The following is a 13771-nucleotide window of genomic DNA, read 5'->3' as shown; positions in this document are numbered from 1 at the left end:
CGGGCGGACGATCCGACTGCGGTCCTCGAACAGGTCGAGCGCGTGGCGCGACAGTGGCGAGCGGCCGTCGATGCCTCGAGCGAGGCGATCTTCATGCTCGATCCCGACCATCGGGTGCGTCGAGTCAACCGCAATGGCGCCGAGTTCGTCGCCCGCCCGTACCTGGAGATCGTCGGCCAGCGCATCGAGGACCTGCTCCCCACACCGCTCCTGCAAGCTTACGCTTCAGCAGTGGTCGTCGAGGGAGAGCACCGCGTCGAACTCGAGGTCTGGCTGCCGGCGACTCGCCGCTGGTTCCGGCTCACCCTCGACCCGATCCGTCGCGACGAGCCGGGGCTCGACGGGGCCGTGCTCTCCTTTGCCGACGTCACCGCGCGCAAGCTCGCCGAACGGGCGACGGCGCGGGTCCTCGATCAGCGCCAACGCTTCGCCACCCACCTCGTGCGAGCGCGCGAAGAGGAGCGAGCGGCCATCGCCCGCGAGATCCACGACGAGTTGGGCCACGCCCTGACGGCGCTCAAGCTCGACCTCGCCTGGATGACGAAGCGGCTCCCCGCGAACCATCCCGAGTTGGCCGAGCGGATGACCGCACTGGTGGGCTTGACCGACCACACCATCGCCGCGGCTCGCCGGCTGACCACGGAGCTGCGACCGGCCATCCTCGACGACTTCGGACTGCCAGCCGCCATCGAATGGCTGGGCGAGCAGTTTTCGCGTCGCTACGGCATCCCCGTCGCCTTCGTCCGCGAGCCCGACCTTCCCGACGCCCCGACGCCGATCGCCACCGCGGCGTTCCGCATCGTTCAGGAGGCCCTGACCAATGTCGCCCGACACGCCGACGCGAAGCGCGTCGACGTCGCCCTGCGTCACCGCCTCGCCGGCCTCGAGCTGACGATCCACGACGACGGACAGGGGTTCTCTCCCAGCGCCCGGCGTCGCAGCGGATCGTTCGGGCTCATCGGCATGAACGAACGGGCAATGGCGGTCGGCGGGTCGCTGACCTTGCGCTCGCACCCCGGCCGTGGCACGACGATTCGAGTGCGCCTGCCGCTCCTCAGGAGAAAGCGATGATCCGCGTCTTCCTCACCGACGACCACGCCATCGTGCGCGAGGGGTTGAAGCGAGTGCTCTCCGACGCTCCCGGCATCGAGGTGATCGGCGAGGCGTCGAACGGACACGAGGCGCTCGATCGCCTCCGATCCGTCAAGCCCGACGTCATGGTGCTTGACCTCAACATGCCGGGACGTGGGGGCCTCGAGACGTTGCGCGAGATCCGCGATCAGTACCCGAAGGTCCGGGTCCTGGTTCTCAGCATGCACCCGGAGGACCAGTTCGCTCTGCGCGTGCTGCGCGAGGGGGCCCGCGGCTACCTCAACAAGGGTTCGGCGGCCGAGGACCTGGCGCCGGCGGTGTTGAAGATCGCGGCAGGCGGAACCTGGGTCAGCCCGGCCCTGACCGAGCGGATGGTCGAGGTGATCGGCGGCAAGAACGAGGAGCAGCACGAGAAGCTCTCGAGCCGCGAGTTCGAGGTGTTGCGCGCCCTCGCGCGCGGTCGCACGGTGTCGGAGATCGCCGGCGACCTCTTCCTCTCGGTCAAGACGGTCAGCACCTACCGCACCCGCATCCTCGAGAAGATGGAGCTGCGCACCACTGCCGAGCTGATGCACTACGCCATCGAGCGCGGCCTTGTCGACTAGCCGTCGACCTGCTGGCTAGGCGACCGGCGCGGCGGGCTGACCGGCGGCCTGACGCGCGGCGCTCACCAGGTCGAACGCCTGCCGGCGCATCGCGTTGCGCTTCGCGGCCTCTTCGGGGAAGCTCGGGCGATACCCGAGACGGTCGGGGTCGACCGTGTACGGCTTCATCAGGTCCTGCTTGCCGACGATCGACTGCTCCCGACTGTAGAACGCCATGTCGTAGTTGTTCGACATGATGATCGCCTCTTCCGGGCAGGCATCGACACAGTAGCCGCAGAAGACGCAGCGCAACATGTCGATCTCGTAGACGATCGGGTACTTTTCGACGTTGACGTCGGGCTGCTCGGCGGCCTCGATGCGGATGCAGTCGGCAGGACAGTTGGTGGCGCAGAGGAAGCAGGCGACGCACCGCACCGAGCCGTCGGGACGGGTGGTGAGGATGTGGTGCCCGCGATAGCGATGGGAGTACTCGCGCCGCTGCTCGGGGTACTGGATGGTCACCGGCTTGCGCAGGCGGAAGAAGTTGCCGAGGAAGTGCCGCATCGTGATCAGCAGACCCGGCAGGAGCGGCAGGTAGAGCCGCTCGGCCACCGTCATGCGACGTGGCGATACTTGCCGCGGGTGATCCTGGATGCCCGGCTGGCCGAGGGCGTCGGAGTTCATCGGTCGAGCTCCCCCGCGATGATGTTGAGCCCGCCGAGCGTGGCGATCACGTCCGAGACGGTGTGCCCCTTCATCAGCGTCGAGAAGGTGGAGAAGATCGGCAGGCAGGGCGGCCGCACCTTGACGCGATACGGTTTGGCTCCCCCGTCGCTCAGGATGTAGAAACCGAGCTCGCCGTTGGCCCCTTCCGTAGGCACGTAGCACTCACCGGCCGGGACCTGGATGCCGTCCATGATCAGTTTGAAGTGGTAGATCATCGACTCCATCTGGTTGTAGCAGGCCTCCTTCGAAGGAAGCGCCACGTGCGGATCGTCGACGATGTACGGGCCCTCGGGCATCCCACGGTCGAGCAGCTGGCGGATGATCGACAGCGACTGCTTGATCTCCGCCATGCGCTGGCGGTAGCGGTCGAACACGTCGCCGCCGTGGAAGACCGGAACCTCCCATTCCACCGTGTCGTAGAGGTCGTAGGGATGGGCGCGGCGCACGTCGTAGCCGACCCCCGAGGCCCGCAGGCAGGGGCCGGTCCAACCCCAATTGACGGCATCCTCTCCGCTGATCGCGGCGATGCCGACGGCGCGGTCGAGGAAGATGCGGTTCTTCGCCACCAGGCCGTCGACGTCGTCGACGAGCGGCGGCACGGTCTCGAGCAGCCGCCGGCAGTGCGCTTCGAAGTCGGGCGGCAGGTCGGCGAGCAGTCCGCCGATCCGGCAGGCCGACACGGTCAGGCGCGCCCCGCACACCGACTCGAGCAGCCCGTAGATCTCCTCTCGCGGCTGGAAGAAGTACCAGAAGTTGGTCAACGCGCCGAGGTCGACGAGCGTCGAGCCGTTGGCCACGCAGTGGTCCATGACGCGCGAGAACTCGGAGAGGATGGTGCGCGCCCAGACCGCCTTCGGCGGCACGACGACCCCCAGCATCTTCTCCACCGTGCGGCAGTAGGCGACGTTGTTGATGAACGAAGAGCAGTAGTTCAGCCGGTCGGTGTAGGGGATCACCTGCTGCCAGCTGTGGGTCTCCGACATCTTCTCGAAGCAGCGATGGAGGTAGCCGACTTCGACCTCCGAGGCGACGATCTGCTCGCCGTCGAGCGTGGCGACGAAGCGGAACGTGCCGTGCATCGCCGGATGCGAAGGGCCGATGTTGATCGTCATCCGCTCGAACATCGAGTCCTCGGTCTCCGGGGCCTCGGGCTTCGGATGGAAGATCTTGTCCTCGGTGAGGATCCAGCGCCGCGCCGGGTCGTAGTCCTTGCGCAGCGCGTGCCCCTGGAAGCCGTCGTGACAGAGGAGCCGGCGCAGGTTCGGGTGGCCCTCGAAGCGCAGCCCGAACATGTCCCAGGCTTCGCGCTCGAACCAGTCGACAGCCTTCCAGACGCCGACGAGCGAGGGCAGCACCGGGTCGTCTTCGCGCACCCGCACCTTCAGACGCAGCCGCTCCGCCCGTGGCACCGAGTAGAGGTGATAGACCGCCTCGAAACGCTCGTCACGATCCGGGAAGTCGACGCCGCAGAGGTCGAGCAGCATGTCGAAGCGGGTCGCCGGGTCGTCCCGCAGAGCGCGGGCGAGCTCCGGCAGGACCTCCCGAGCCACCACCCAGGTGGGCTGGTCGAGACCCTCTTCGGGGACGACGCTCCCGGCAGGGAAGCGCTCAAGCAGCGGCGTTGGCATCGCGGTCGCTACCGGCACGGGCCTTCTCCCTCTTGAGCCGGGCCTTGCGGTCGCGGCCCACCTTCTCCTTCAGTTGCAGGATGCCGTACATGAGCCCTTCGGGCGACGGCGGACAGCCCGGCACGTAGACGTCGACCGGAATGATCTCGTCGATCCCCTGCATGACGTGGTAGGCGCGGTAGAAGCCGCCCGAGCAGGCGCAGGCGCCCATCGACACGACCCACTTCGGATCGGGCATCTGGTCGTAGATCTTCTTGAGCACCGGAGCCATCTTGTCGGTAATGGTACCGGCGACGATCATCAGGTCACTCTGGCGGGGCGAGAACCGCACGACCTCGTAGCCGAAGCGCGACATGTCGTAGGTGCTGGACACCACGCCCATGAACTCGATCGCGCAGCAGGCCGTCCCGAAGGGAATCGGCCAGAAGGAGTTCTTCTGCGCCCAATCGGAAACCGCCGAGAGCTGCGTGGTGATCCAGGATTCCCCGGTAAGCTGCATGGGCCCTCCCTTGGGCGGCGCGCCGGGCGCGCGAGCTCGACGATCCTACCGTAGCTCGACGCGCGGTCCAACGTGGTCGAAGGCGCGACCGTCAGGCGACAGGGAGATCGCCGAGACTCCGCCGCAGCTCGACGGAGAGCTCGCGCAGGCGCGCGGCGTGCCGCTCCTGCGCCGCCATCACCGAAGCGAAGACCTCGCCGGTCGCGGCGTCGACCTCGCGCTGCATCCGCGGGTAGAGCGACTCGTTCTCGTAGCGCTCCTCGGCGAGCGCGGTGGCGAGATCGTGCCCTTCGCCGCGCACCTGGCCGGTCGCCTCGAGTTGAGCGATTGCCAGCGCATCCTTCTCGGCAGCCAGCTCGAGCCAGGCCTTGGCGAGGTTGGCTCGCCCGTCGCTCTCGGCGCGCCGGGCGTAGGCGCGGAAGCGGGCGGCGGCGGCCGCCTCGGCGGTGAATCCGGTCTTCAGGTACTCTTGCCCACGAGGCAGTCGCGACACCTTCTCCTCCTTGCCTGGGGCGCCCCGGACGACCGCGGCACCCCGCATGCGGTCGGGGCGATTCTACCAGGGAGAAGGGGCCGCTCCTGCCGCCAAACTCCGCGTCCTTGCCTGCGTAATCTCCCCAGGGACTCACCACCTTGCCGATGAAATCCACCTCCCGTCGCTCGCTCGCGCTCGCCGCGGGCCTGGTCGTCTCGGCGCTCCTCGGCCTCAGCGACTGGCCGGTGCTCGCCCCGCTCGGCAAGGCCGTGGCGGCGCTCCTGGCGCTCGTCGCCCTGCTCTGGACGGTGCGCGTCGTCTGGCGGCGGCTGCTCTGGCGCGTCGGTCGCCGCCTGGCGTTCTCCTACTTCCTCGTCGGCGTGTTGCCGATCCCGATGCTCGTCCTGCTCATCGTCGTCGGCGGCTACCTGCTGTCCGGGGCCTTCCTCGGTCACCTCTACCGCGATGCCGCGAGCTCCGTGGTCGGCGAGCTCGCCGCCACCGCCGAGTTGGCGGCGACGAGGCTGCAAGCGGGCGACGCACCCGCCAAGCTCGTCGCGTCGCGGGCCGACGACCCGGTTCACCTGGCGATCTACCGGCAGGGGCGACGGGTCGCCGGCAGCGAGCTCGCACCCTCCTCGTTCCCCGCCTGGATGGTCGGCGCCGAGACCCCACGCACGACACGACGTGAGCCGAATCCGACGTTCGTCGCGCTTGCCGACGGCACGCTCGCCCTCGCGACCGCGCGCCTTCGCGGCAGCTTCGGCGTCGTCGCTCTCCGCTCCAACGGGCTCGACGAGGCGCTGCAGGCGGCGATCGACGCACGCGTCAGCCTCTTCCGCTCCGACGACCCACGCCGCAAGCCGGTGACGTTCTTCGAGTTCGGCGGCCGGCGGGTGGCGCTGCGGCAGTTGCGCTTCGGTTCGACCCCGGCCGAACGCGCGGCGTTCTACGCGCGCTTCCCTCCGCGGCTGGCCGGAGCGCCGAGCTGGCGCGAGCGGCCCTGGATCGAGTGGGTGGAGCTCTCCGGCGCGGTGCGCGCGCTCGACTCCGGCACCGAGGTGGCCGACTACGCCGCGGCGGCGCTCGTCGCCTCGCCGGAGGCTCTGCGCGAGCACCTGCTGGCCAGCTCGGCGGAGGTCGACACGACCGCCTGGCTCCTCTTTCTCGGCCTGGCGGCGGTGCTGCTCGACATCTACGTGGTCGCCGCGGCCATCGCCCTGACGATGATCTTCGGGCTCTCGCGCGCCGTCAACCGGCTCTCGTCGGCGACCGAGGCGCTCCGGCGGGGCGACTTCCAGAACCGCATCCGCGTCCGGCGCCGCGACCAGCTCGGCGAGCTCCAGAGGTCGTTCAACGCCATGGCAGCGCATCTCGAGGAGCTCGTCGCCACGGCGGCCCAGAAGGAGGTGCTCGACAAGGAGCTCGAGCTGGCGCAACGCATCCAGCAGGACCTGCTGCCGCGCGAGACCCTCAAGCTCGCCGGCGTGCGCTTCTCCACCTCCTTCGAGCCCAGCGCCGCGATCGGCGGCGACTACTTCGACATCCTGCGCATCGACGACACGGCGATCGCCGTGGTGATCGCCGACGTCGCCGGGCATGGACTCCCAGCCGGTCTGCGCATGGCGATGCTCAAGGCCGCCCTGCGCATCCTCGTCGAGAACGGCGAGACGCCGCGCAACACGCTCAGCCGTCTGGGAGACATGATCCGCTCCGAGCGCCGGACCTTCGTCACCGCGACGCTCGCCCGCTTCGAGCCTGCCGACGGGCGCCTCCTGCTGATCAACGCCGGCCATCCGCCCTGCTACCGCATCCACGCCGGCGGCGTCGAGGAGATCCTGTTGCCGAGCCCGCCGCTCGGCCTCCTCGGTCAGGCGTTCGGCGAGCGCGAACTGCGCCTCGGCGACGGCGAGTCGATGGTCTGGCTGTCGGACGGACTGATCGAGGCCCGCAACGCCGCCGGCGAGCCGTTCGGCTACGAGCGGGTCGCCGCCGCACTGGCGGGACCTGCCACTCCGCCCGAGGCGGTGCGCGACCGCCTGCTCGCCGCCGTTCTCGCCTTCATCGGCAAGGAGCCGGTCGAGGACGACCGCACGGTGGTCGTGCTCTCCTACCGCCCGGAAGTCACGCCGAAGAGCTCGTAGACCCGCCGAACGTAGCGCCGCGTCTCCCGGTACGGCGGCACGCCGTCGTAGCGGTCGACCGCCCCTTCGCCGGCGTTGTAGGCGGCGAGGGCCAGGTGCAGCCGCCCGGCATAGCGGTCGAGCAGCCAGCGCAGGTAACGTGCCCCGGCCTCCAGGTTGCGCGCCGGGTCGAAGAGCTCGTGCGGCGTCACGTCGAAGCGCAGGGCGGTCGCCGGCATGAGCTGCATCAGCCCTCGCGCCCCCTTGTTCGACACGGCTCGCGCCCGGTAGCCGGACTCGGCGGCGACGACCGCGGCGATCAACCGCGGGTTCAGATCGTGCCGCTGACCCGCCGCGGAGATCTCTGCGCCGAACGGCCGCGCCGTCGTGTCGGCATCGGGCACGAAACGCAGGCTGAAGGGAGAGAGCGGCGCCGGAGGCTCGGGCTCCTCGACCGCAGACTCCTCGATCTCGTCGTCCACCACCCGCTCGACGCGGAGCAGGGAGAGCTCGATCCGGCCGCCCGCGGCGAGCTCGAGCTTCGCCCGCTCGCCGACGACCTCGTAGGAGCGCACCTTGAGAATGTCGCCCCCGGTCAGAACGACCAGGTCGGCGCCGCTCGGTGCGACCGCGAGCAATCCCGACGCCACCGCCGCCCGCAGGAGGGCGTGCCACCGGAGGTCGCCGAACCGCCGCTCAGGCGCGGGGATGGAATCGGTCATAGACCCGCTTGAGTCGTTCGCTGTGGACGTGGGTGTAGATCTCGGTCGTCGAGATGTCGGCGTGCCCCAGCATCGTCTGCACCGCGCGCAGGTCGGCGCCGTGCTCCAGCAGATGGGTGGCGAAGCTGTGGCGCAGGGCGTGCGGATGGAGATCGGCGATCCCGACGGCGCGCCCGTAGTCGCGCAGCAGTTTCCAGAATCCCTGGCGCGTCATCGCCGCGCCCCGCCGGTTGACGAAGACGGCGTCGTGACGACCGCGCGCGAGCTGCGGTCGCACCTCGCGCAGATAGCGGCGCAACCACTCCTCGGCGGCCTCGCCCACCGGGACGACGCGCTCCTTCTCCCCTTTGCCGAAGGCGAGCAGGAAGCCGCTGTCGAGGCGGAGCTGGACGAGCCGTAAGCCGACGAGCTCGGAGACGCGGAGGCCCGTGGCATAGAGCAGCTCGATCATCGCGCGATCCCGCAGGCCCGCCGGCTCGGTGACCTCCGGCGCCCCGAGCAACGCCTCGACCTGTCCCTCGTCGAGCACCTCGGGCAGGTGGCGCAGCGTTCGCTGGGCGAGCAACGGGAGTGACGGGTCGTCCGCACGCTCGCCCCGGCCGACGAGGTAGGCGTAGTAGCCACGGATTGCCGCCAGCGCCCGATTCACCGATCGCGGCGCGATCGCCCGCCCGCGAAGCCGGCGCAGGTGCGCCGCGAGGTCGGCCGCGTTTGCGCCGAGCGGGTCGACGCCGAGCCGCTCGAGATCGTCGCCGAGCCGCACGAGATCGCCGAGATAGGCCGAGGCGGTGCGCGGCGACAACCCCCGCTCGAGCTCGAGCGCCTCGACGAACGCCGACAGGAGCCGGCGCCAGGGCGCCTCGGAAACCTTCACGCGAAAAACGGTCGCGCGTCCCGACCGACGAACGGGTTGTCGCGTCGCTCCGCCTCGAGCCAGGTCTCCGGACCGTGCCCCGGCCAGAGGAGGAAGTCGCCCTCGAGCGCGAAGAGCTTCTCGCGAATCGAGCGGACGAGCGCCTGGGAGTCCCCCCCCGGGAGATCGGTTCGCCCGACGCTGCCGCGAAAGAGCGTGTCCCCGCAGACGATCTGCCGGGAGGTTCGCTCGACGAGGCAGACGCCGCCGGGGGTATGCCCGGGCGTGTGCAGGATCTCGAGCGAGAGACCGGCGACCTCGAGCCGCTCGCCCTCCACCAGCCATCCTGCCGGCGCCGGACAGGGACGCGCTCCGAGCAGCGCTTCGAGCTCGGGCCACTGGGGTGCTTCGAGGTATGGCAGGTCGGCGCGATGGATGCGCACGCCAATGCCGAAGCGCTCGGCGAGGTGAGCGCAGTGCGAAATGTGGTCGACGTGGCCGTGGGTGAGCAGGATCGCCATCGGCTTCCGCCCCGAGTGTTCGATCGCCTGGACGATGCGCGGGCTCTCGGCTCCCGGGTCGACCACGGCGAGCTCGGAGCCCGAGGCGGCACCGAGCAGGTAGCAGTTCTCTTCCAGGGGGCCGACGGTGAGTCGTTCGATCCACATCGTCGCTATTCTACCGGCCCGGGCCGGCCCCATCGGCGGAGGGCATCGCCAGCGCCCGCAGGTAGAAGCCCTGGTGCCCGGTCGCCGGGTCGGGACAGACCACGACGCGCCAGGTCGCCTCCTGCCCGGAACCCTCCACCTCGACGCGAGCCCCCTGGCCAAGCACCGCTCCGGAGACGCGACCGAGCCGGACCAGCGGCTGGCCGTTCAGCCAGAGAGTCCCCGGGCCGGCCGGCGAGAACTCGAAGCGCCGCCTCCCGAGCCAGCCGGGCTCGCGGCTCTCGAACCTCGCACAGCCGCCATCGGAAAGGACGCGCCGGGCGTCGACATAGCCTTCGAGCCCGCGCAGCGCGGGATCCTCCGGTCGCGGATAGGCGACGGTCGCCGGCGGGCCGCTGTCGCTCCCCGCATCCCCGAGCTCTGTGGGGGACGCCGGCGCCGTTCGCCAATCGAGACGAAACGCCTCGTTGCGCCCCGGGGTCAGACGGAAGAGGCCACTGCGCCCGTCGTGGAGCGCCACGATCCGAGGATCCTCCGCGAGCCGTGCCAGCAGAGCCGGGGCGGTGCCCTCGCGCTGCAGCGCGAGATGATCGCTTTCGAGGATGGCGGCCGTCAGGAAGACCGGATCGGGCTCCGACCCGTCGAACAGCGCTTCGTGGGCCGCGAGCTTGTCCGGGTACGGCAAGGCGGTGAAGACGGGGTCGAGCATCGCGAGGTAGCGCGCCTGGGGAGCGAAGAAGAAGAACACCTCCGCGTAGCCCCAGTGAGCCGCCACGCGCGCCCCCGCCGGCATGGCGCGGCCGAAGGCCGCCCAGTCGGCCTCGCGACCGGACCGCGGTCCTCCGCCGACGAGCGTCTCGGCGGCCGCGGAGAGCGCCGCAAGCGAGCCGACCAGCGTGATCGCCGCCGCGACCGCGCCGAGCGGTGCGCTGCGCCCGCCGGGAAGGGGCAGACGCGCGCCGGCCGTGCAGCCGCGCGCCGCGAGGCTCCAGGCGATCGCCACCGTGGCGAAGCAGTAGAAATAGACGCCGAAACGCCACATCGCAAGGTACATCACGCCGAAAAGCGCCGCCGCCACGACGAAGGGTCCCGCATCGAGCCGCCCTCGCTCCGGCTCTCGCGGCACCACCGGACGCCGCGCCGCCCAGACCGCGACGGCGAGCAGGAACCAACCGAAGTTCGCCCCGAGCACCACCGACGCGGGCGCCGGGAGGATCTCCGCGCCGACATCGAGCACCCCGCGCCAGCGGAAGAAGGCAATGTTCTGCGCCGCCCAGATCGCGAGGTTGGCCGGAAACTGCGGGTGGGCGACGAGGCCGCCGGTCACCCCGAGGGTCGTGTAGAGCGGGACCGCCCAGTCGAGGTGCCGCTCGCGTCGCCAGCGGTCGAGCCACCAGAGGGCCGCCAGACCGAGGAGCAGGTGGAAGGCCGTGTACGAGAGCGCGAAGAGCGCACCGATCGGCGCGAGCCAGCGCGGGCGCCGTGCCGCCGCCGCCCAGGCGGCGAGCAGAAGCAGCGGCAAGGCCAGCAACTCCGGTCGGAGCCGCGCCAGCCGCGAGGTGGCATCGAGCGAGAGGAGCGCCACCGCGAACGGCGCGAGCAGCCCGAGCCGACCGATCGCTACCCAGGAGAGATAGCCGATCAGCGCGAGCGACAGGGCCGCGAGCAGCGCCAGGGCAAGGCGCCCCCCAGCAGTCGAGGTCCCCTCGACGACGAACGGCACGAGGAGCCAGTGAAAGAGCAGCTCCTTGTCGCCGAAGCCGTCCCGCATCAGCGAAAACCGCGCCCAGGGAAAGGTCGCGAGGCCCGGTGCGTGCGCGTACTCGCGCGCCACCGCCAGATGGTAGTAGGAGTCGAGGTCGGGCAGCTCCGGGACGCGCCAGGCCAGCACGCCCGCCAGCCCGGCGAAGAGCACGAAGCTCGCGGCGAAGAGCGCGACGCGGGAACCGAGCCGATTCGCCGGAGTCAAACGCGCCGCCTCCGCCGCGCCCGGCTCAGGGCGATCCGGCCTTCGAGTGCAACCGGCAGAGCTCGACGATCTCCGCCTCCGACAGCACCTCGGTGGCGGACTTGGCGCGGCGGAAGATCGCCTGGACGAGATCGGGCGGTGCCGAGAGCCCGCGCTCGGTCAGCCAGTAGACGACATTGGCCTGTCCGCTCATCGGTCCGACCTCGACCTCCTGGCGCCGGCCGATCATCGCCGCCGGAATGCCGGAGTAGATCCGGTCGGCGAGCCAGTCGTCGCCCTTGGCCTTCGCCTTGAGGATCGCGGCGGCGTGGATCCCGGTCTGCGTCCGAAAAGCGTCGCGCCCGACGATCGGGTAGTTGTCCGGAATCGGAATGCCGGTCGTCGCCGCGACCTCGGCACAGAGCGCCCCGAGCCGATCGAGCGGCCGATCGATCCAGCCCATGAGCTGGAAGTTGACCAACAGCTGGTCGAGCTGTGTGTTGCCCACCCGTTCGCCGATGCCGAGCAGGGTCCCATGCAGGCGGTCGGCCCCGGCCTCCGCCGCGGCGATCGCGTTGGCCACCGCCAGACCGCGGTCGTCGTGGCCGTGCCAGTCGACCTCCACCGCCACGCCGGTGGCGTCGACCACCGAGCGGATGAACCGCGTCACGTTGCGCGCCCCGACCGGCGTCGCATGCCCGACCGTGTCGGCGATGCACACCCGCCGCGCGCCGGCAGCCACCGCCTCGGTGTAGAGCCGCCGCAGATCCTCGGGCGCGGCGCGGGTGGTGTCCTCGGTGACGTACATCACCGGCAACCCCTCGCCGACGGCGAGCTCGATCGCTTCGCGGGTGAGCCGCAGCATGCGGTCGAGCTCCCATCCCTCGGTGTACTGGCGGATCGGACTCGAGCCGAGGAAGCAGGCGACCTCGATCGCCAGGCCGGTGCGCTGGGCGATCTCGACGATCGGCTCGATGTCGGCGCGCACGGTCCGCGCGGCACAGTTGGGCGAGATCGGCAGCCGCCGCTCGGCGATCTCGCGCGCCAGCCGTTCGACGTCGCGCGCCACGTGCGGACCGGCGCCGGGCAGACCGATGTCCAGCGCGTCGATGCCCAGCTCGACGAGCCCGTGCAGGATCTCGACCTTCTGCTCGATCGACGGCGTGCGCACCGAGGGCGACTGCAGCCCGTCGCGCAACGTCTCGTCGTTGAGCAGCACCCTTCCGCGGGCCGGAAGCGGGAGCTCGCCCGCGCGGTTCCAGTCGTGGACCAGCTCGCTCTCGCGCGGCTGCATCGACAGGCCGCCGTTCAGCGACGAGCGGCGGCCGGCGCGGCGATCGCCCGCGCCAACCGGTCACCGAGCTGCGACGTGGTGAGGGTACCGCCGAGGTCGACCGTGCACTCGCCGGCACGGAGCGCCGCGGTCACCGCGGCCTCGATCTCGCGTGCCGCCTCGGCGTGGCCCAGCGTGTCGAGCATCAGTCCGGCGGAGAGCACCGCACCCACCGGATTGGCGCGTCCGGTGCCGGCGTGCTTCGGCGCCGAACCGTGCACCGGCTCGAACATCGACGTCCGTCCGGGATGGAGGTTGGCCGAGGCGGCCACCCCCAGTCCGCCCTGCAGCGCCGATCCGAGGTCGGTGAGGATGTCGCCGAACATGTTGTTGGTCACGATCACCTCGAACTGCTCGGGCGCTCGCACCAGTTGCATCGCCAGGGCGTCGACGAACATGTGCGACGAGGCGATCGACGGGAACTCGCCCGCCACCGCGGCGAAGACGCGCTGCCAGAGGTCGTGCCCGAAGCGCATGACGTTCGACTTGTCGGCCATGCACACCTTGCTCCGCCCGTTGGCGACGGCCCACTCGAAGGCGGCCCGGATGATGCGCTCGACGCCCTTGCGCGTGTGGATCTCTTCCTGCACCGCCACCTCGTCGGCCGTGCCCTTCTTGAAGAAGCCGCCGACGCCGACATAGGCCCCTTCGGTGTTCTCGCGGAAGACGAAGAAGTCGACGTCGGCCTCGCGCTTGTCCTTGAGCGGACAGAGCCGCGCGTCGAGCAGCTTGCAGGGGCGGAAGTTGATGTAGAGATCGAGGTTGAAGCGCGTGCCGAGCAGGATGTCGGCGGCGTGCCGCATGTCGGGGATCCGCGGATCGCCGTAGGCGCCGATGAAGATCGCGGCAAACTCGTCGCGGTAGCGCTCGAGCGTGCCCGGGGGAATGCTCACGCCGGTGGCGAGATAGTGATCGGCGCTCCAGGGTTCGTGAACCAGCTCGAGCGGCAGGCTCCAGCGCTCCGCCGCAGCTTCGATCACCTTCACCGCTTCCGCCGTCACGTCCCGTCCGATGCCGTCGCCGGGCAGCACCGCGATGCGCTGCGGACGGCGATCGCGGGGATCGACCGCACCTTGTGAAGTCATGGCGGCGGATGCTAGCACAGCGATTTCGCCCGTTC

Annotated in this window: 13 protein-coding genes; 3 read left to right on the top strand and 10 right to left on the bottom strand. The window is 70.5% G+C overall.

Translation table 11 applies throughout. From position 1 onward, the window contains the following. Window positions 1-42 precede the first annotated feature (42 nt). A complete protein-coding gene (locus IPJ17_13015; protein QQR72430.1) occupies window positions 43-1071 on the top strand; it encodes a PAS domain-containing protein in 1029 nt (342 codons plus the stop codon). Continuing rightward, window positions 1068-1697 (top strand): response regulator transcription factor, encoded by a 630-nt coding sequence (locus IPJ17_13010; protein ID QQR72429.1) that lies wholly within the window; start codon window positions 1068-1070, stop codon window positions 1695-1697. The genes IPJ17_13015 and IPJ17_13010 overlap by 4 nt, the downstream gene beginning before the upstream one ends. Window positions 1698-1712: 15 nt before the next feature. On the opposite strand, the gene IPJ17_13005 is transcribed toward IPJ17_13010, so the two are convergent. From IPJ17_13005 to IPJ17_12990, 4 genes are all read right to left on the bottom strand, one after another. Continuing rightward, window positions 1713-2294: an NADH-quinone oxidoreductase subunit I gene (locus IPJ17_13005; GenBank protein QQR76166.1), complete on the bottom strand. Its 582-nt coding sequence runs from the start codon at window positions 2292-2294 to the stop codon at window positions 1713-1715. Window positions 2295-2356: 62 nt separating this feature from the next. Beyond that, window positions 2357-4048, bottom strand: coding sequence for an NADH-quinone oxidoreductase subunit D (locus tag IPJ17_13000; protein ID QQR72428.1), 1692 nt, complete (start codon window positions 4046-4048; stop codon window positions 2357-2359). Next, entirely contained in the window at window positions 4011-4529 is a 519-nt protein-coding gene (gene nuoB, locus IPJ17_12995) for an NADH-quinone oxidoreductase subunit NuoB (GenBank protein QQR72427.1), read from the bottom strand. Before nuoB ends, IPJ17_13000 begins: the two co-directional genes overlap by 38 nt. A gap of 91 nt (window positions 4530-4620) precedes the next feature. Next, a complete protein-coding gene (locus IPJ17_12990) occupies window positions 4621-5022 on the bottom strand; it encodes a hypothetical protein (protein QQR72426.1) in 402 nt (133 codons plus the stop codon). Window positions 5023-5168: 146 nt separating this feature from the next. Between IPJ17_12990 and IPJ17_12985 the strand changes: the two genes are divergently transcribed. Next, a complete protein-coding gene (locus tag IPJ17_12985) occupies window positions 5169-7148 on the top strand; it encodes a SpoIIE family protein phosphatase (GenBank protein ID QQR72425.1) in 1980 nt (659 codons plus the stop codon). Here the strand turns inward: IPJ17_12985 and IPJ17_12980 are convergent. Genes IPJ17_12980 through IPJ17_12955 form a run of 6 tightly spaced genes read right to left on the bottom strand, consistent with a single transcriptional unit; the run spans window position 7115 to window position 13736 of the window. Beyond that, window positions 7115-7849 (bottom strand): lytic transglycosylase domain-containing protein, encoded by a 735-nt coding sequence (locus tag IPJ17_12980; protein QQR72424.1) that lies wholly within the window; start codon window positions 7847-7849, stop codon window positions 7115-7117. The two genes, IPJ17_12985 and IPJ17_12980, sit on opposite strands and share 34 nt — an antisense overlap. Continuing rightward, the gene (xerD, locus tag IPJ17_12975) at window positions 7824-8786 is read right to left on the bottom strand and encodes a site-specific tyrosine recombinase XerD (protein QQR76165.1); all 963 of its coding nucleotides are present in this window, start codon (window positions 8784-8786) and stop codon (window positions 7824-7826) included. The genes IPJ17_12980 and xerD overlap by 26 nt, the downstream gene beginning before the upstream one ends. Beyond that, on the bottom strand, window positions 8720-9370 hold the full coding sequence (locus IPJ17_12970) for an MBL fold metallo-hydrolase (GenBank protein QQR72423.1): 651 nt from the start codon (window positions 9368-9370) through the stop codon (window positions 8720-8722). Before IPJ17_12970 ends, xerD begins: the two co-directional genes overlap by 67 nt. 10 nt (window positions 9371-9380) lie before the next feature. Beyond that, complete coding sequence (locus IPJ17_12965) at window positions 9381-11339, bottom strand: hypothetical protein (GenBank protein QQR72422.1); 1959 nt, start codon at window positions 11337-11339, stop codon at window positions 9381-9383. A gap of 25 nt (window positions 11340-11364) precedes the next feature. After that, window positions 11365-12612: a 2-isopropylmalate synthase gene (locus IPJ17_12960; GenBank protein ID QQR72421.1), complete on the bottom strand. Its 1248-nt coding sequence runs from the start codon at window positions 12610-12612 to the stop codon at window positions 11365-11367. Window positions 12613-12626: 14 nt separating this feature from the next. Continuing rightward, window positions 12627-13736 (bottom strand): isocitrate/isopropylmalate dehydrogenase family protein, encoded by a 1110-nt coding sequence (locus IPJ17_12955; GenBank protein QQR72420.1) that lies wholly within the window; start codon window positions 13734-13736, stop codon window positions 12627-12629. Between the last annotated feature and the right edge of the window lie 35 nt (window positions 13737-13771).

It is taken from the genome of Holophagales bacterium (assembly GCA_016699405.1).
GTDB lineage: Bacteria > Acidobacteriota > Thermoanaerobaculia > Multivoradales > JAGPDF01 > JAAYLR01.
The sequence above is the reverse complement of the archived record's forward strand: the minus strand, read 5'-3'. Positions and strand labels throughout refer to the sequence as shown.